The organism is Streptomyces sp. NPDC091209, assembly GCF_044757755.1.
Taxonomy (GTDB): Bacteria; Actinomycetota; Actinomycetes; order Streptomycetales; family Streptomycetaceae; genus Streptomyces.
Genome location: NZ_JBIVVR010000001.1, coordinates 1,341,092 through 1,358,001, shown reverse-complemented (window position 1 = coordinate 1,358,001; position 16,910 = coordinate 1,341,092). Strand labels below are relative to the sequence as shown.

Below are 16,910 nucleotides of genomic sequence, written 5' to 3'. Positions count from 1 at the left end.
TTCACAGGGCGTACATGACGTGCTGGATCAGGCTCAGTGAGTCACGTGACGCGTGCGACTCCGGTGCCGACTCGGGGTCGACCGGCGCCAGTGCCAGCTCTGACAGTCGTTCGAACATTTTCGCGTACTCATCGAGGTGTTCCACATCCCGCAGGAAGAGTGAGTTCGTCGGGTGCTCCAGGTAGACCGTGTCCAGTTCGGGTGCGGAACTTCCGTAGAGGACGAACGACTGGGTGTGTGCCGAGTAGATCCCGGCCTCGAACGGGTACACCTGTACGACCACGTTGGGCAGTCGCGAGATCTCCATCAGTCGCAGCAGTTGCCGACGCATGACCGCGGCTCCGCCCACATGGGTGTGCAGCGCGGCCTCGTGGATGACGGCGCGATATGTCACCGCTGAGCCGCCGGTGAGCACGCGTTGCCGGGTCAGGCGGAACTCGGCGTAGCGGACGGCTCGTTGAGGGTCCCCCTCGGTGGCTTCCAGCACCGCACGGGCGTACTCCTCGGTCTGGAGCATCCCCGGGATCACGAGCGGCTCGTGCGTCCGCAGCACCGTGGACCGGGATTCCAGTTCCGCCAGGTCCCGCGCCGCGGGCCCGATGGTGTCGTTGAAGGCGTCCCACCACCCCTTGCCGTTCTCCTGGGCCATCGCCATCAGCCCGTCGAAGTAGGGTCCGGGCGGACAGCCGTACTCCTGGAGCACCTTGTGCAGGCGGTTGCGCGAGACGTCGATGCGTCCGGTCTCGATGTTGCTGACGCGAGCGCGGTCGGCGGCGAGGATGGCGGCCGCGCGTTCGCCCGAGAGCCCGGCGCGGACGCGTAGTTTGCGCAACTCCGCACCGAGCCTGCGCTGGCGCTCGCTCGGGTTGCTTCTGGGTGCCATGTCCGACCTCCTGGTCGAGCAGTCTGCCGATCCCGAGTCCTCCGAGTCAGCGGCCTGTCGGCACGTCACCCACTTAGGTGACATCAACGGGAAATGCTTATCCCAAGGGAAACATTTCCCTACCGTCGAAGCGATCCATCCGCCCCGCGCCCGCGGAAGTACCCCCACCCTCAACGGAGTTGAGGCCCCCGGACCTGGTCACCACGGTCGCGCGCAACGTGAAGGAGCACCCTCCGATGGAGGACCCCCCACGCCCCACCGACGTCTCCCTCGTCTTTCCGCCGCTGCCCGTCTGGGTGCGCACCGCCCGGGAGGCCGTCCGTACCCTGCTCGCCGCGTCCCACCGGCCAGAACTCACGGACATCGCGGTGCTGCTGACCTCCGAGGCGGTCACCAATGCCGTCAACGCCTGTACCGGTCAGGGCTGTTCGGCTCCCGTCACGCTGCACGCCGGCTGGGCGGGCCCCCGCCGCCTGCGTGTCCTCGTGCACGACGAGGCCCCGGGCCGTCCCGACTGCCGTACCCCCGGCCCCGATGAGGAGGGAGGCCGGGGGATACAGCTGATCTCCAGGGGTGCCGACGCCTGGGGCGTGTGCGGACACGGGCCGGGGCGGGGCAAGGCGACCTGGTTCGAGCTGGGACGGTCAGACCTTCGCGGGTGACCGCCCGGAGGAGGCGGCGGAGGCGGCGGAGGCGTCCGACGGGGACGAACCCTCGCTGAGGCCGAGCCGTCCGTGCAGCGCGCGCAGGGGCTGCGGCGCGTACCAGGCCGCGGGGCCCAGCAGCCGCATGGCGGCCGGGACGAGCACTCCGCGTACGGCCACCGCGTCGATCAGGATCGCCAGACCGCTGCCGAGGCCGAACATCTGGATGAAGCTGACGTGCGCCGTGCCGAAGGCGAAGAAGCTGACCGCGAGCAGCCCGGCGGCCATGGTCACGATCCGTCCGGTGTGCGAGAGCCCGCTGGTGACCGCGGTCTCGGTGTCGGCGCCCGCGTCGTGGAGTTCCTTGATACGGCTGGTCACGAACACCTCGTAGTCCATGGACAGACCGAAGGCGATGCAGAACATCAGCACGGTCATCGAGGTGTCCATCGGCTGCGGTGTGAAGCCGAGCAGAGAGGACAGATGACCGTCCTGGAAGATCCACACCATGACGCCGATGGCCGCGGTGAGGCTGACGGCGTTCAGGACCAGGGCCCGCAGGGGCTGGACCACGCTGCCGGTGAAGAGGAACAGGATCAGGAAGGTGCTGCCGGCCACCAGGCCGATGGCGGCCGGGAGCCGGTCCGCGATCGAGGACTTGGAGTCGACCAGCCGGGCGTCCGTGCCGCCGACCAGGGCCTCGGTCCCGCCGGGCGAGTCGACCGCCCGTACGGCCTTGACCAGTCCCTGGGCCTGGTCCGACTTCGGTGTGAGGCCCGTGACGACGCTGATCCGCTGGGCGTCGGGGCGGCCGAGCGAGGCGGCGGCCGGTCCGGGCGGACCGGAACGGCCGTCGGTGTAGGTGCCGGCGGAGGTCTCGACGCGGGCCGCGCCGTCGAGCCGCGACAGCGTGATCGCGTACGTGCTCAGCGCGCCCGGTGACACCGGCCCCGTCGTCACGATCTGCACCGCCGACTCGTCGCTGCCGGTGAAGTCGTGCTGGACGGCGGTGGCGACCTGCCGGCTCTGCGCGCTCTCGGGCAGGACTCGTTCGTCGGGTGTGCCGAAGACGACGCCGAGCAGCGGGGAGGCCGCGAGCAGCAGGACGGCCAGGACCGGGAGCGCGGTCAGGGCGGGCCTGCGCATCACCGTGCGGGACAGCCTGGCCCAGAGCGGGGCCTCGGCGCTGCGGACCGTCTGCGCCCCGGGCAGCCGGCCCTTGTTGACGCGGTGGCCCAGCAGGGCGAGCAGGGCCGGCATGACCAGCAGCGCGCTCAGGGCGGCGATGGCCACCACGCCGATGCCCGCGTAGGCGAAGGAGCGGAGGAAGAACTGCGGGAAGACCAGCAGCGCGGCGAGTGCGGCGGCGACGGTCGCGGCGGAGAAGGTGATGGTCCGTCCCGCGGTGCGGACCGTGTGCCTCAGGGCGTCCGGGACCTGGGCGCCCTCCGCGAGGTGTTCGCGGAACCGGCTGATCATGAGCAGCGCGTAGTCGATGCCGAGACCCAGGCCCAGCGCGGTGGTGAGGTTGATCGAGAACACCGACACGTTCGTGAGGCTGCCCAGTACGTAGAGCTCGGCGAAGGTGCCGACGATCGCGATCAGCCCGATGACCAGGGGCAGCAGCGCCGCGACGAAGCTGCCGAAGGCGATCACCAGGAGAACGAGGATCAGCGGTACGGCGATGGCCTCGGCCACCGCGAGGTCCTTGGCGACCTGGGTGGGCACCTCGTCGCCGACCGCGGCCTCGCCGCCTGCCCGCACGGTCAGCCCGTTCCGGTCGCCGGTGTACCGGCCGATGACCGCCGAGGCGTTGTCGCCCCGCTGGGTGTCGTCGCCCTTGACGTGGGCCAGTACGAGGGCCTGTTTGCCGTCCCGGGAGGTCAGCGCGGAGGCGTCGGTGTCCCAGTACGAGATCACGTTCGACAGGGCGGGCTCGTTCTTGAGCCGGGAGGTCAGGTCGCGCCCGGCGCGGTCGGCGGCGGGGGAGCCGACGGCCCCGCCGTGGTCGGCCCTGGCGAGCAGGACGAGGTTGCTCTCGCCGCCGAACTTCTGGTCGATGAGAGCCTGCGCACGGGCCGAGGGCGCGCTCGGATCCTCGAAGCCGCCGCTCTGGAGCTTGCCGAACGCCCCGAGTCCGACGGCCGCCATGGCGACCACGGCCACCGCGGCGAGGGCGAGCAGAAGCCGGCTCCGATGGAGGGCCAGTTGTGCGATGCGGTCGAACACGGTGATCGCCTCCGTATGTTTACGCCGTTAACATCGACGATGGCATAGGATGTTAACGGCGTCAACTTTGAAGGGGAGGGGCAAGGACGGGTAGGCCGGAGGACCGGAACGGGGGTGCGGGCGGAACCGTCGATTCGGGCAGGATGGAGTCATGGAATCGATCCCGGGCGGCAGGACGGACACCGGCGGTGACGCGAGGGCCGAGGGCGGCACCGGCTCCGGCGCGGGGGCCGACGGCGGCTCCCGTACGGGTGGAGAGGGCACCCCGGGGATGGAGTCCGGCCCTGGTGCCGACGACCGGGGGAAGGTGGGTGCCCGTACGCGGTCCGGTGGCGGCAGGTCGCGCTACCACCACGGCGACCTCCGCAACGCCCTGATCGAGGCCGCGGTCGAACTCGCCGCGGAGGGCGGCCCGGAGCGGGTCGTGCTGCGGGAGGCCGCCCGCAGTGTCGGGGTGTCGCCCACCGCCGCCTACCGGCACTTCCAGGGCCAGGGGGAACTGCTGGAGGAAGTGAAGACCCACGGTCAGCAGGCCCTCGCCGCCTCGATGAAAGAGGCCGTACGCGCCCTGCCCGCGTGCGACGACCCGGGCGAGGCGGCGGTGCGCAGGACCGAGGCCGTCGGGCGCGGCTACGTCCGCTTCGCGATCGAGCACCCCGGCCTCTACCGCAGTGCCTTCTGCCGCACCGAGGCGGCGGCGGAACACGACTTCACCGGGATCGAAGTGCCGGACACGGGCGCCGAGTTCGCCGCGTTCAGGGAACTCTCCGACACCCTCGACGCGCTGGTCGCGACGGGCCGGATGCGTTCGGAGAACCGCCCCGCCGCCGAGGCGGCCGCCTGGGCGACCGTGCACGGCCTGTCCCTGCTCATCCTCGACGGCCCGCTGGCCCTCCTGCCCCCGGACCAGCGCGACGCGGTGGTGGAACGGACCCTGACCACGATCGTCGCGGGGCTCATCCGCTAGGACCTGCCCCGTGGGTGTGACCGGCAGTTGAGACCTGTGGCCGTGACCTGTGGTCGTGACCCGCGGCTGAGCGCCGCCGGCCGTCCGGCTGAGCGCCGCCGCTTGCCGGGTGCGATGCGCGACCACGCGGACAGCAGGGCCGGGTGGGATGACAGGCGCTGCGACAGATGTGTGACGCGGCTCACCAGGAAAAGGTGACAGGACGTTGTCGCGGACGGCTGCGACCGTCGACAGCATGACGATCACAGACGAGGACTGCCTCGCCGAGACCCTGAAGTTCAACGAGAGCTTCGCCGCCACCGCGGCGAGCCGCCCGGCGCGCGAAGGGGTGCCGGACGCGACCCTGCTCGCCGCCCTGCGGCGCAACCGGCTCGCCGGAGACGCGCCCCCGGTGAGACTGCCGCAGGGCCAGGACCGCGTCATCGCGGGCGGGGTGAAGGCCCGCGTGTTCGTACCCGACCACGTCGACGGCGTGTACCTGCACCTGCACGGCGGCGGCTGGGCGTTCGGCTCCGCCGACGGGCAGGACGAGAGGCTGTGGCGGCTCGCCGAGCAGGCACGGCTGGCCGTGGTCAGCGTGGAGTACCGCCTCGCGCCGGAACACCCGTTCCCGGCCGGCCCCGACGACTGCGAAGCGGCCGCCCGATGGCTGGTGGACCACGCCGCGGCCGAGTTCGGCACTCGACGGCTCCTGATCGGGGGTGAGTCGGCCGGTGCCCACCTGAGCGTCGTGACCCTGCTGCGCCTTCGCGACCGGCACGGCATCACCGGCGCGTTCCGGGCGGCCCACCTGCTTTTCGGCCCCTACGACCTGTCGATGACACCGAGCCAGCGACTGTTCGGATCGAAGCGGCTGCTGACCAACACCGAGACGCTGCGGGGCAGCTATGAGCTGTTCACACCGTCGATGGGGACGGAACAGCGCCGCGATCCCGAGGTCTCACCGCTGTTCGCCGACCTGGCCGGCCTGCCGCCCGCCCGCATCGTCGTCGGCACCGAGGATCCGCTCCTGGACGACTCGCTGTTCCTCGCTCAACGCTGGCAGGCGGCGGGTGCGGCTGTGCAACTCGGTGTCGTCGCCGGCGCGATGCACGGCTTCACCCTGTTCCCTCTGACCATCACCGAGCGGGAACTGCGGCGCGAGCGGGACTTCCTGTCCACCGCGGGACGGTAACGTCGGCCGCGTGAACCGCACCACTCGGCTCTACGCGCTGGTAGAGGAGTTGCGCGCGGCGGCGCCGCGGCCACTGACGGTCGCCGCGCTCGCCGCTCGATTCGAGGTGAACACCCGCACGGTGCAGCGTGACCTCCAGGCGCTGATGGAGGCCGGTGTCCCGGTGCGCGCCACACCCGGGCGAGGCGGGGGCTGGTCGATCGACCCGGAGATGACCCTGCCCCCGATCCGGTTCACGGCCGCCGAAGCCTCGGCACTGGCCGTCGCGCTCGCCGGGGCGGACGCCTCCGCACCGTACGCCGGTGCGGCCCGCACGGCAGCCCAGAAGATCGCGGCCTCGATGACCGGTCCCGCCTCGGTGGCGGCACAGGAACTCGCCGCACGGATCGTCGCGCTGCCCTCCCCGACCGACTCCACGGTCCGCGCCGCGGTGGAGGAGGCCCTCACCACGAACGCGGTCCTGCGGCTGTCCTACGTGGACGCGGCAGGACGCGAGAGCGACCGCGTGGTGGAGCCCGCCGGACTGCTGACCACCGACGGCCGGTGGTACCTCATCGCCTGGTGCCGCACGCGGCAGGCCGGCCGGGGTTTCCGGCTCGACCGCATCACAGCGGCGGCTCCGACCGAGGAGCGGGCGCGGCCCCATGATCTGACCCGACTGCTGCTCGGCTCGGCCGCGGCCGGCGCGGTGCGGCCCACCGCGCTGGCCTCACTCACGCCTCCGCCCGGGAAACGGGACGCACCGCCTCGGTGAGGCTCCCCGTCACAGCACCAGGGCGTCGTCCGGATCGCCCCGGGGCCGCGGGAGGGACAGCGCGTGGGCGAGGTCCCTGCGGTGGGGGAACGGGGTCGAACGCGGTGGGGCGCGGCACCCCCCTCGGGTGCCGCGCCCCGTCCCCCGTGTCCCCCGTGTCCCCCGTGTCCCCCGGACCGTGGGCCTACTCGGCGGGCGTCACCGGTGCCAGCGTTCCCGTGCGGGCCGCCCGGCTGTACCAGTGGGCGCTCGACTTCGGGGTGCGGGCCAGGGTGGCGTAGTCGACGTAGACCGCGCCGAAGCGCTTGCCGTAGCCGTAGGACCATTCGAAGTTGTCCAACAGGGACCAGAGGTAGTAGCCGCGGACGTCCGCGCCGTCGGCGATCGCGCGGTGCACGGCCGTCAGGTGGCCGTTGAGGTAGGCGATGCGCTCGGGGTCGTGGACGCGGCCGTCCGGGTCCGGCTTGTCGTCGTAGGCCGCGCCGTTCTCCGTGATGTACAGGGGCAGGCCCGGCGCCTCACGGGTGTACCGCATGATCAGGTCGTGCAGGCCCGACGGGTCGATCGTCCAGCCCATCTCCGTGCGCTCGCCCGGGGTCTGGTGGAACGCGACGTCGTCCGCGCCCGGCCAGGGGGAGTGCGAGCTGGCGCCGTGACCGTCCGCGCGCGGACCGTCGGCGGGAGCGGCGGCCCCCGAAATCAGCGTCGGCGTGTAGTAGTTGAGGCCGAGCGCGTCCAACGGCTGGTGGATCGCGGTGAGATCGCCGTCCTGCACGTACGACCAGTCGGTGACCGAACGGGTCGCGGTGAACAGGGTCTGCGGGTAGGCGCCGTGCAGCATCGGGCCGTGGAAGACGCCGTTGGCCAGGTCGTCGATGCGCTGGACGGCGTCCAGGTCCGCCGGGTCCTGCGAAACCGGCCTGACCACCGAGGAGTTGAGGCTCACCGCGACCGAGTTGCGGGACGGGATCACGGAGCGCAGCGCCGAAGTGCCGAGCCCGTGCGCGAGGTTCAGGTGATGGGCCGCGCGCAGCGACGCCGCCGGGTCCGTCCGGCCGGGGGCGTGCACTCCTGAGCCGTACCCGAGGAAGGCGCTGCACCAGGGCTCGTTCAGCGTGATCCACTGCTCCACGCGGTCGCCCAGCGCCTCGCCCACGATCTGCGCGTACTCGGCGAAACGCAGCGCGGTCTCGCGCTCGGGCCAGCCGCCCGCGTCCTCCAGCTCCTGCGGCAGGTCCCAGTGGTAGAGGGTGACGGCCGGCTTGATGCCGTGCGCCAGCAGCTCGTCGACCAGGCGCCGGTAGAAGTCCAGGCCGCGCTGGACGGCGGGGCCCCGGCCGGTCGGCTGCACCCGCGACCAGGAGACCGAGAAGCGGTACGCGCCCAGTCCGAGGTCCGCCATCAGGGCCACGTCGTCGCGGTAGCGGTGATAGTGGTCGACAGCGATGTCACCGTGCTCGCCGCCGGCCGTCTTGCCAGGTGTATGGCTGAAGGTGTCCCAGATCGAGGGCGTGCGGCCGTCCTCCCGCACCGCGCCCTCGATCTGGTACGCGGAGGTCGCCGCGCCCCAGAGGAAGGCCGGAGGGAAAGTCACGGGCGTTACGGACTCAGGCATGGAAGCGCTCCCAAGGGGGGTCGTGAAGACCGATGGGTTGGAGGAGGGAAGGAGAGGCGGGACTTGAGGGGGCCGAGGCGGCGGTGACCCGGCCCCCTGGAGGGGCGGTCAGCCCTTGATCGCGCCCTGCATGATCCCGCCCACGATCTGCTTGCCGAACAGGAGGAAGGCGATGAGCAGCGGCAGCGTGCCGAGCAGCGCGCCCGCCATGATCACGGCCTGGTCGGGCACGTAGCCGGTTCCCAGCGCGTTGAGCGCGACCTGCACGGTCGGGTTCTGCTGGTTCAGGGCGATGATCGGCCAGAGGAAGTCGTTCCAGGCCATCACGAACGTCAGCAGGCCGAGCACCGCCATGGCCGGCCGAGCCGCCGGGAAGACGACATGCCAGACGACGCGCAGACTGCTGGCGCCGTCGACCCGCGCCGCCTCGATCAGTTCGGAGGGCAGCGCCTGGACCAGGTACTGCCGCATGAAGAACGTACCGAAGGCACTCACCAGGGTGGGCAGGATGACCGTCTGGAGCTGGTTCGACCAGCCCAGGTTGCTCATCCACAGATACAGCGGTACGACGGCGAGCTGCGGCGGGATCATCATCGTGCCGATGGTCAGCAGCAGCAGAAGGCCGGAGAACCTGAACCGCAGCTTGGCGAAGGCGAACCCGGCGAGCGTGGAGAACACGACCGTACCGATGGTGATGGTCCCGGCGACGATCGTGGAGTTGACCATCGCGGTGCCGAGCCCGGCCTGTTCCCACGCGGCCTGGAGGTTCTTGAACAGGTTCCCGCCGAACCACAGCGGCGGCGGTGTCTGCGCCAGCCGCTGGTTGTTGCGTGAGGCCGCGACCGCCGTCCAGACCAACGGAGCGAGGGAGACCAGCGCGAAGACGGTCAGGACGAGATAGGTGACCGGACCCGCGTGCAGTTGCTTGCCCGCGCCGAGCACCCGGCGGCGTCCGGGACCCCGGACACCCGGGGTTCCCTTCACCCGAGTCTGAGGGGCAGTCAGTTCAGTGGTGGTCATTGGGATTTCCTCAGCCGTCGGGTGATCAGCAGGTTGATCGCGGCGACGATCAGCAGGATCAGGAACATCGTCCATGCGATCGCTGACGCCTTGCCGAGGTTGCCGATGCCCCAGCCCTGGTCGTACATGTACAGGCCGAGCGTCTGGTACTGGTGCGCGGAGCCGCCCTTCGAACCGCTGACCCCGCCGAACAGGAGCGGCTCACCGAAGAGCTGCGTCGCGCCGATCGTGGACACGACCACCGTGAACAGGATCGTCGGCCGCAGCATGGGGATCGTCACGTGGCGGAACTGCTGCCAGCGGCCCGCGCCGTCGAGAGCCGCCGACTCGTACAGGTCGGTGGGGATCGCCTGCATCGCCGCGAGGTAGATCAGCGCGTTGTAGCCGGTCCACCGCCAGATCACGATCGAGGAGACCGCGAACTGACCGCCCCAGTCGGACTCGCGCCAGTTGATCGGGTGGACCCCGACGAAGTGCAGCAGCCAGTTGACCATGCCGCCGTCCCACGAATACAGCAGCGTGAAGACCAGCGTCGCCGCCGCCACCGAGGTGGCGTACGGGGTGAGCATCACGACCCGCCACACGGTCGAGCCGCGCAGCCGGTAGTTGAGCAGGTGGGCGATCGCGAGCGCCATGAGCAACTGCGGCACCGTGGAGATCAGGCCGATGGTGAAGGTGTTCTCCAGGGCGTTCCAGAAGAACTCCGAGGACAGCAGGTTCTTGTAGTTGTCCAGACCCGCCCAGGTCTGGTGGTCCAGGCCGGACAGCTGCACGTTGTGCAGCGAGTACCAGGCCGTGTAGAGCAGCGGTACGAGCCCGAAGGCACCGAAGAAGACGAAGAAGGGGGCGATGAACGCGTACGGCGACGCCTTCATGTCCCAGCGGTACAGCCGGCTGCGCCAGGAATCCGGGTTCGGCGCCGGCGTACCGCGACCCTGAGCGCCCCGGGCCGCGCCCGGCTGAGAGCCGGGCGCGGCGTCGGCGCTCGTCGCGGGGTGCGCGAGAGCCTGCTTGGAGCTGGTCACTGGCCGAGCACGTCCTTGATCTCAGCCTTTGCCGCGTTCCAGCCCTGGTCGGGAGTCTTGCCCTTCTGCTCGACCTGGAGGATGCCCACGTCGGTGATCGCGGTACCGATCGGCTGGTCCTTGACGCCGAAGTACTGGACCGGGATGGTCTTCGCCGAGTCGCCGAAGATCTGCGTGATCGGGGCGTCGGAGAAGTACGCCGTGGTGTCGGCGGCCGGCTTCAGGTTCGCGTACGCCCCCGGGGTCGAGGGGAAGCTGGCCTGCTTGGCGAAGACCGTCGCCTGCTGCTCGGGCGCGGTCAGCCACTTGGCCAGCGCGACAGCCTCCTTCTGGTGCTTGCCCGCCACCGGCACGCCGATGAACGAACCGCCCCAGTTGGCCGCGGTCGGCGCCGCCGCCACGTCCCACTTGCCCTTGCCCGAGTCACCGGACTTCTGCTCGATGTAGCCGATCATCCACGCGGGACAGGCCACGGTCGCGAACGAGCCCTTGGCGAAGCCCTGGTCCCACGTCGGGTCGAACTGCTTCAGCTTCGCCGACATGTTGCTGGTCGCCACGTCCATCGCGGCGTTCCAGGACTTCTTGACACCCGTGGACTTGTCCCAGATGACGTTGCCGTCCTTGTCGTAGTACCGCTGGCTCTCGCCACCGAGGGCCGCGTTGTAGACCGAGGAGGCGGAGTCCACGAACTTGGTGCCGCTGGGCGCCTTCTTCATGTAGTCCTTGCCGACGGCCACGTACTTGGACCAGTCGCCCTTCCACTGCGCGGCGAGCTTGGTCCGGTCCGTCTCCAGACCGGCCTTCGCGAAGAGGTCCTTGCGGTAGCAGATCGCCATCGGACCGATGTCGGTGCCGAGTCCGATCGTCTTGCCGTCCTTGGTGGTGGCCTGGGCGGTCTTCCAGTCCAGCCACTGCGACTTGTCGACGTCCTTGCCGAGGTCGACGAACTTGTCGGCCTGGGTCTGGACGGCCTCGGTGATGTTGCCGACCTCGATCGCCTGGATGTCGTCGGTGCCGGACCCGGCCTGGAGACGGGTGAGCGTCTTGGGCCAGTAGACGTCGGTACGAGTGGTGACGTTCTCCTTGATCGAGATCTCCGGGTGCAGCTTCATGTACTGGTCGTAGAGACCGGCCTGCTTGTAGCCGAACACGCCGAACGTCCCGATGGTCAGCGTGGTCTTGCCCTTGCCGCCTCCCCCGTCCGAGTTCGACGAGTCGTCGTTCGAGTCCTTCGAGCAGCCGGCCAGCAGCCCTGCGGTCATCGCTGCGACGGCCGCGATGGCCGCCAGCCTGCGGGACCGGCGGGTACTCGTACGCATTGCGTCCTCCTGTTGCCTGACGTGCCGACCCCCCGGCCAACTGCATTGGTGGCGCCCGTTGTTACTCGCTGCGGCTCGGGCGGGGAACGTGCGGGTTGTGTATGTGTCAGGTACTGTGGGAGCGCTCCCACCAGTGATGTGTTGAAGAGTCGTCGGTTCCGGCGAGGGTGTCAAGGGTGGGGGAGCGGAGAGATGCGTTCAGTTATCGGCCTGTTAGCTGAAGATGTCATTCCGCCACATGGCCTGAAGAGTCTTATAGCCCGTCCGGCGTTCGAAGACGAGCGGCCGGTGGGACAAGGCTCCCGGGACGGCGGCCCAGCGGCGCTCGCCTTCTCGGACGAGGCTGTTAGATTCCAGGCCAACTTGGTGTCGACAGGAGGCGGAGTCCATGGCAGTCCACGGAGCGCGGGGCCGCAGCGGTGGGCGGCCGACCCTCGAAGAGGTGGCCGCGCGCGCGGGAGTGGGCCGCGGCACGGTCTCCCGGGTGATCAACGGCTCCCCACGGGTCAGCGACGCGACCCGCGCCGCGGTCGAGGCGGCGGTCGCGGAGCTCGGGTACGTCCCGAACACGGCGGCCCGCGCCCTCGCGGCCAACCGCACGGACGCGATCGCGCTGGTCGTTCCCGAACCGGAGACCCGGTTCTTCGCGGAACCGTACTTCTCGGACATGCTGCGCGGTGTCGGTGCCGAACTCTCCGAGACCGAGATGCAGTTGCTGTTGATATTCGCGGGCAGCGACCGGGAGCGCCAGCGCCTGGCCCAGTACCTCGCGGCGCACCGGGTGGACGGCGTCCTGCTGGTCTCGGTGCACGCCGACGACCCGCTCCCCGACCTGCTCTCCCAGCTGGAGATCCCGGCGGTGATCAGCGGCCGGCGCTCGGCCGAGGAGACGCTTCCGTCGGTGGACTCCGACAACTACGGCGGCGGGCGCGCGGCCGTGGAGCACCTCATCTCGCGGGGCCGCCGCAGAATCGCGCACCTGGCCGGCCGCATGGACGTCTACGGCGCCCAGCGACGCGTCGACGGCTACCGCCAGGGCCTGCTCGACGCGGGCCGCCCGGTGGTCGACGAACTGATCGTCCCCGGAGACTTCACCGAGGACGGGGGCCGGCGTGCCATGTCCCTGCTGCTGGAACGCTGCCCCGACCTCGACGCGGTGTTCGCCGGCTCCGACGTCATGGCGGCGGGCGCCCGCCAGGTGCTGCGCGAGACCGGCCGCCGCATCCCGGACGACGTGGCGCTCATCGGCTACGACGACTCCGCCATCGCCCGGCACATGGACCCGCCCCTGACCAGTGTCCGCCAGCCCATCGAGGAGATGGGCCGCGCGATGATCGACCTCCTCCTCGGCGAGATCGCGGACCGCCGTCCCGCGGTCTCCCGGGGTCTGGAGAAGCGCCAGTTGGTGCTGCCGGCGGAACTGGTGGTGCGGGCCTCGTCGTAGGGCGCCCGGATTCATTCGGGGTGTCCGGCCTGCGCTTCTGTCGTTCCCGGGCGTCCGGGTAGGGCAGGCTGGCGTCCATGGTCCTGCATCCCTTGCTGGGAATCGACGAAGTGCCCGCCGTGGAGTCCTATCTGGGCCGGGTGGGCGAGGTGTTCAGGGTGTTCGGGGAGCAGGACTCGGGGTGTGTGTCGTACGGAGTGCGGCTGCTCGACGGTGCCCGGTGGTTCGTCAAGGAGGCGGTCAACGAACGCGGTCGCTGTTCACTCGAACGAGGATGGGCGTTTCACCGGGCCGTTCGGCACACGGCGATCGTCCCGCAGGTCCACCGGATCGCCGTGCGGGACGACTGGGCGGTCGTCATGCCCTGGCGCTCCGGTGAGGTGCTGTACCGCCCCGCCGAGGGCGGCGGGCCCCAGGACCGTACGGGTCCGGGCAGCCCCATGTCCCGCTTCCGGTCGCTTCCCACCGCCGAGGTGCGGCGCGCCTTCGACCGGGTCCTCGACGCGCACCTCACCGTGGAGGCCGCCGGCCATGTCGCCGTCGACCTCTACGACGGCGCGCTGCTCTACGACTTCGGTGCCCGCGCCGTCCACTTGATCGACCTCGACGAGTACCGGCCGGGCCCCTTCGTCCTCGACGACGAACGGCTGCCGGGATCACGACGGTTCATGGCCCCCGAGGAGTTCGTCCGCGGCGCCGTCATCGACACCCGTACGACCGTGTTCACCCTCGGCCGCGCCGCCCGGCTCCTGCTCGACGCGGGTGACGACGAACGCGCCTGGCGCGGCACCGCGCAGCAGCTGGCGGTCGTCGAACGCGCCACCTTCCCCGACCCGGACGACCGCTACGGCGACGTGCACCGCTTCGCGGCCGCCTGGCACGCCGCCGGGGCGTCCCGGGAGCGGTGAGTCACCGTCGTACCGTCAGCTCCCAGCGGACCTCGCCGTCCAGGACGGTATCGGTCGCGGTGAGTCCCGCCGCCGCGGCGACGGTGGCGGACGCGTGGTGAGCGGGGTGCACATGGGCCACGACCGTGCGGACGGGGAACGCGCGGACCACGTGCCGGACCAGCGACCGCGCCGCCTCCACCGCGTATCCCCGCCCCTGCCAGGGCGTGCCCACCACCCAGGCGACCTCCGCGACCTCTCCCGACACGGTCGTCTGGACGGTCCCCACCAGACGTCCGTCCGTACGCTCCCGCAGTACCCAGTTGCACCAGATCACGGCGGGATCGGGCGAGCCGGCGACAAGGCGCTCGTACCGTGCCCGCAGCGCCCGCGGAGTGTGCGGCGCCCCGCCGATGAACGCGTGCAGCGCCGGGTCCGACAGCACCTCGGCCATCTCCTCGGCATGCTCGACGCGCAACGGGAGGAGACCGAGCCGGGCGGTGGAGGCCGTCGGTTCGGTGACCGCGCCGGGGACGGGCTCGGCGGGCCGGTTCCGGCGGTGGGCTTCGGGGGCGGAGGGTTCCTCGGGAGGACGCACGAGGGGAGCGTACGGGCCGGGGGCTCGCGCCCGCTTCCGCGGAGTCCCGGCGGATCGGCGCGGAGGGGGATCAGCTGCGATGAAGCCCGGGAACGCAATCAGCCGGTGACCTGTTCAACAGGTCACCGGCTGATTACTCAGGGTGAGTGACGGGACTTGAACCCGCGGCCACCTGGACCACAACCAGGTGCTCTACCAACTGAGCTACACCCACCATGTCCGGTCTTCGTGTTTCTCCGACCGGCCGAGAAAAAGTGTACAGGGTCTGAAGGGGTGCTCGCGCACGGCTTTTTCCGGGGCCCATCAGGGCCCCGTCAAAGGCCTATTCGGCGGGCAGGACGTGCTTGGCCGCGATGGTGCGGGCGGTGTCCGAGTCGGGGCCGGGCTGCGGGACGAAGACCGCCTCGCGGTAGTAGCGGAGCTCGGCGATGGACTCGCGGATGTCGGCCAGGGCGCGGTGATTGCCGTTCTTCTCCGGGCTGTTGAAATACGCCCGGGGATACCAGCGGCGGGCCAGCTCCTTGACGGAGGAGACGTCCACGATCCGGTAGTGGAGATAGCCCTCCAGCGCCGCCATGTCGCGCAGCAGGAAGCCGCGGTCCGTGCCGACGGAGTTCCCGCAGAGCGGGGCCTTGCGCGGCTCCTTGACGTGCTCACGTACGTACGCGAGGACCTGCGCCTCGGCGTCCGCCAGGGTCGTGCCCCCGGCGAGCTCCTCCAGCAGGCCGGAGGCCGTGTGCATCTGGCGCACCACGTCCGGCATCGTCTCCAGGGCCGCGTCCGGCGGGCGGATCACGATGTCCACACCGTCGCCGAGCACGTTCAGCTCAGAGTCGGTGACCAGCGCGGCCACTTCGATGAGCGCGTCATCCGACAGCGAGAGTCCGGTCATCTCGCAGTCGATCCACACCATGCGATCGTTCATGTGTCTCACCCTACGGCCCGCCCCCGTCCGGTGGACCCGCCCGTGCGTCCCGCCGGGGTGGCGGATCGCTCCGGGGCCGGGCCCACGTGCGAAGAGGCCCGCACCCGAAGGTGCGGGCCCCGCGCGTCTTCCGCCTGCCGGACTACGGCGCGCTGCGCTGTCCGGGCAGGCTCGGCCTGCTCGCCGCGTACAACTCCGCCCGCTCCCGCATCGCCTCCGCGGAGAGCGACGCGGCCGCGCCCAGGGCGCCGGCCGCCGCGGTGCGGCGGGTCTGCATCGGGACCGGGCCCGCGTGCTCCTGGTGCAGCGACGTGGGCGGTCCGACCGGACCCGTCGGGCCGTCCGGATCCGGGGACCGGTCGGCCTGCGGCCTGCGGGCGCGGTACGCCGCCCGGTACGCCGCGGGCGACGAACCGAGCTGGCGGCGGAAGTGACCCCGCAGCGCGACCGGCGAACGGAAGCCGCAGCGGCCCGCGACCTCGTCCACCGAGTAGTCGGACGTCTCCAGGAGGCGCTGGGCCTGAAGCACGCGCTGAGTGATCAGCCACTGCAGCGGAGCGCTTCCGGTGAGCGAGCGGAACCGGCGGTCGAAGGTCCGGCGGCTCATGTAGGCGCGAGCCGCCAGCGTCTCGACGTCGAACTGCTCATGGAGATGCTCCAGCGCCCAGGCGACGACCTCCGCGAGGGGATCGGCACCGATCTCTTCCGGCAGCGACCGGTCGAGGTAGCGCTCCTGGCCGCCGCTGCGGCGCGGTGGGACCACCAGACGCCGGGCGAGCGCGCCGGCCGCCTCGTTGCCGTGGTCCGTCCGCACGATGTGCAGACAGAGATCGATTCCGGCCGCCGTACCCGCCGATGTCAGCACGTCGCCATCGTCCACGAAGAGCTCGCGGGGGTCGACGTGCACCGACGGATAGCGCTTGGCCAGAGTCGGTGCGTACATCCAGTGGGTGGTCGCCGGACGGCCGTCCAGTAAACCGGCCGCCGCGAGCACGAAGGCGCCGGTGCACAGCCCGACTATGCGGGCGCCTTCCTCATGAGCGCGGCGCAGTGCGTCGAGCGCCTCCTCCGGTGGTGGCGAGGTGATCGACCGCCAGGCGGGCACGACCACCGTGCCTGCCCTGGAGATCGCTTCCAGGCCATGTGGTGCGGTGAGTTCCAGGCCCCCTGTGGTCCGCAGCGGGCCTTCCTCGCCGGCACACACCAAAAGGCGGTAGCGCGGCACGCCGGCGTCCTGGCGGTCAATCCCGAACACCGACAGCGGAATGGAACTCTCGAAAATGGGGCCGCCGCTGAACAGCAGCACCGCGACGATCTCCTTGCGGCGTCGCCCGGACAGCTTCCGGGCCGCGGCTTCCGGCGCGGCAGTGGAGTCGTGGCTCATCCTGCTAAGCCCCCCTCGGTGGTCGCGGCTCCTCGGTTGTGT

The 16,910-nt window shown here is 70.8% G+C and carries 15 protein-coding genes and 1 tRNA gene; 6 read left to right on the top strand and 10 right to left on the bottom strand.

What is annotated here, in order from left to right; genetic code table 11:
* Position 1: 1 nt before the first annotated feature.
* Positions 2–883 carry a Scr1 family TA system antitoxin-like transcriptional regulator gene (locus tag ACIQRL_RS05875; RefSeq protein ID WP_401327466.1) on the bottom strand — a complete coding sequence of 294 codons (882 nt, stop codon included), beginning with the start codon at positions 881–883 and terminating at the stop codon, positions 2–4.
* Positions 884–1,119: 236 nt separating this feature from the next.
* Here ACIQRL_RS05875 and ACIQRL_RS05870 point away from each other — a divergent pair, with 236 nt between their 5' ends.
* A complete protein-coding gene (locus ACIQRL_RS05870; protein ID WP_401327463.1) occupies positions 1,120–1,545 on the top strand; it encodes an ATP-binding protein in 426 nt (141 codons plus the stop codon).
* Here the strand turns inward: ACIQRL_RS05870 and ACIQRL_RS05865 are convergent.
* Positions 1,528–3,756, bottom strand: a complete 2,229-nt coding sequence (locus tag ACIQRL_RS05865; protein ID WP_401327461.1) for an MMPL family transporter — start codon at positions 3,754–3,756, stop codon at positions 1,528–1,530. The two genes, ACIQRL_RS05870 and ACIQRL_RS05865, sit on opposite strands and share 18 nt — an antisense overlap.
* Positions 3,757–3,907: 151 nt before the next feature.
* Here ACIQRL_RS05865 and ACIQRL_RS05860 point away from each other — a divergent pair, with 151 nt between their 5' ends.
* From ACIQRL_RS05860 to ACIQRL_RS05850, 3 genes are all read left to right on the top strand, one after another.
* Positions 3,908–4,723 carry a TetR/AcrR family transcriptional regulator gene (locus tag ACIQRL_RS05860; RefSeq protein WP_401327459.1) on the top strand — a complete coding sequence of 272 codons (816 nt, stop codon included), beginning with the start codon at positions 3,908–3,910 and terminating at the stop codon, positions 4,721–4,723.
* A 235-nt stretch (positions 4,724–4,958) separates the two neighbouring features.
* Positions 4,959–5,897, top strand: coding sequence for an alpha/beta hydrolase (locus tag ACIQRL_RS05855; protein ID WP_401327456.1), 939 nt, complete (start codon positions 4,959–4,961; stop codon positions 5,895–5,897).
* 10 nt (positions 5,898–5,907) lie between these two features.
* Positions 5,908–6,651: a helix-turn-helix transcriptional regulator gene (locus tag ACIQRL_RS05850; RefSeq protein ID WP_401327453.1), complete on the top strand. Its 744-nt coding sequence runs from the start codon at positions 5,908–5,910 to the stop codon at positions 6,649–6,651.
* Positions 6,652–6,835: 184 nt separating this feature from the next.
* Here the strand turns inward: ACIQRL_RS05850 and ACIQRL_RS05845 are convergent, their stop codons facing one another.
* The 4 genes from ACIQRL_RS05845 to ACIQRL_RS05830 form a co-directional block, all read right to left on the bottom strand.
* On the bottom strand, positions 6,836–8,266 hold the full coding sequence (locus ACIQRL_RS05845; RefSeq protein ID WP_401327451.1) for a GH1 family beta-glucosidase: 1,431 nt from the start codon (positions 8,264–8,266) through the stop codon (positions 6,836–6,838).
* Positions 8,267–8,374: 108 nt separating this feature from the next.
* A complete protein-coding gene (locus tag ACIQRL_RS05840) occupies positions 8,375–9,286 on the bottom strand; it encodes a carbohydrate ABC transporter permease (RefSeq protein ID WP_401327449.1) in 912 nt (303 codons plus the stop codon).
* Positions 9,283–10,311, bottom strand: coding sequence for a carbohydrate ABC transporter permease (locus ACIQRL_RS05835; protein WP_401327446.1), 1,029 nt, complete (start codon positions 10,309–10,311; stop codon positions 9,283–9,285). Before ACIQRL_RS05835 ends, ACIQRL_RS05840 begins: the two co-directional genes overlap by 4 nt.
* Complete coding sequence (locus ACIQRL_RS05830; RefSeq protein ID WP_401327443.1) at positions 10,308–11,630, bottom strand: ABC transporter substrate-binding protein; 1,323 nt, start codon at positions 11,628–11,630, stop codon at positions 10,308–10,310. The genes ACIQRL_RS05835 and ACIQRL_RS05830 overlap by 4 nt, the downstream gene beginning before the upstream one ends.
* Positions 11,631–12,018: 388 nt before the next feature.
* On the opposite strand from ACIQRL_RS05830, the gene ACIQRL_RS05825 reads away from it, so the two are divergent.
* Together ACIQRL_RS05825 and ACIQRL_RS05820 are read left to right on the top strand one after the other, a co-directional pair.
* The gene (locus tag ACIQRL_RS05825; RefSeq protein ID WP_401327440.1) at positions 12,019–13,074 is read left to right on the top strand and encodes a LacI family DNA-binding transcriptional regulator; all 1,056 of its coding nucleotides are present in this window, start codon (positions 12,019–12,021) and stop codon (positions 13,072–13,074) included.
* A 77-nt stretch (positions 13,075–13,151) separates the two neighbouring features.
* Entirely contained in the window at positions 13,152–13,982 is an 831-nt protein-coding gene (locus tag ACIQRL_RS05820; RefSeq protein ID WP_401327438.1) for a serine/threonine protein kinase, read from the top strand.
* A 1-nt stretch (position 13,983) separates the two neighbouring features.
* On the opposite strand, the gene ACIQRL_RS05815 is transcribed toward ACIQRL_RS05820, so the two are convergent.
* From ACIQRL_RS05815 to ACIQRL_RS05800, 4 genes are all read right to left on the bottom strand, one after another.
* Complete coding sequence (locus tag ACIQRL_RS05815; protein WP_401327436.1) at positions 13,984–14,559, bottom strand: GNAT family N-acetyltransferase; 576 nt, start codon at positions 14,557–14,559, stop codon at positions 13,984–13,986.
* Between the two features lie 141 nt (positions 14,560–14,700).
* Positions 14,701–14,773, bottom strand: a tRNA-His gene (locus ACIQRL_RS05810).
* A 108-nt stretch (positions 14,774–14,881) separates the two neighbouring features.
* Entirely contained in the window at positions 14,882–15,484 is a 603-nt protein-coding gene (gene orn, locus ACIQRL_RS05805) for an oligoribonuclease (RefSeq protein WP_401327433.1), read from the bottom strand.
* Between the two features lie 142 nt (positions 15,485–15,626).
* The gene (locus ACIQRL_RS05800; protein WP_401327431.1) at positions 15,627–16,868 is read right to left on the bottom strand and encodes a helix-turn-helix domain-containing protein; all 1,242 of its coding nucleotides are present in this window, start codon (positions 16,866–16,868) and stop codon (positions 15,627–15,629) included.
* Positions 16,869–16,910: the final 42 nt, after the last annotated feature.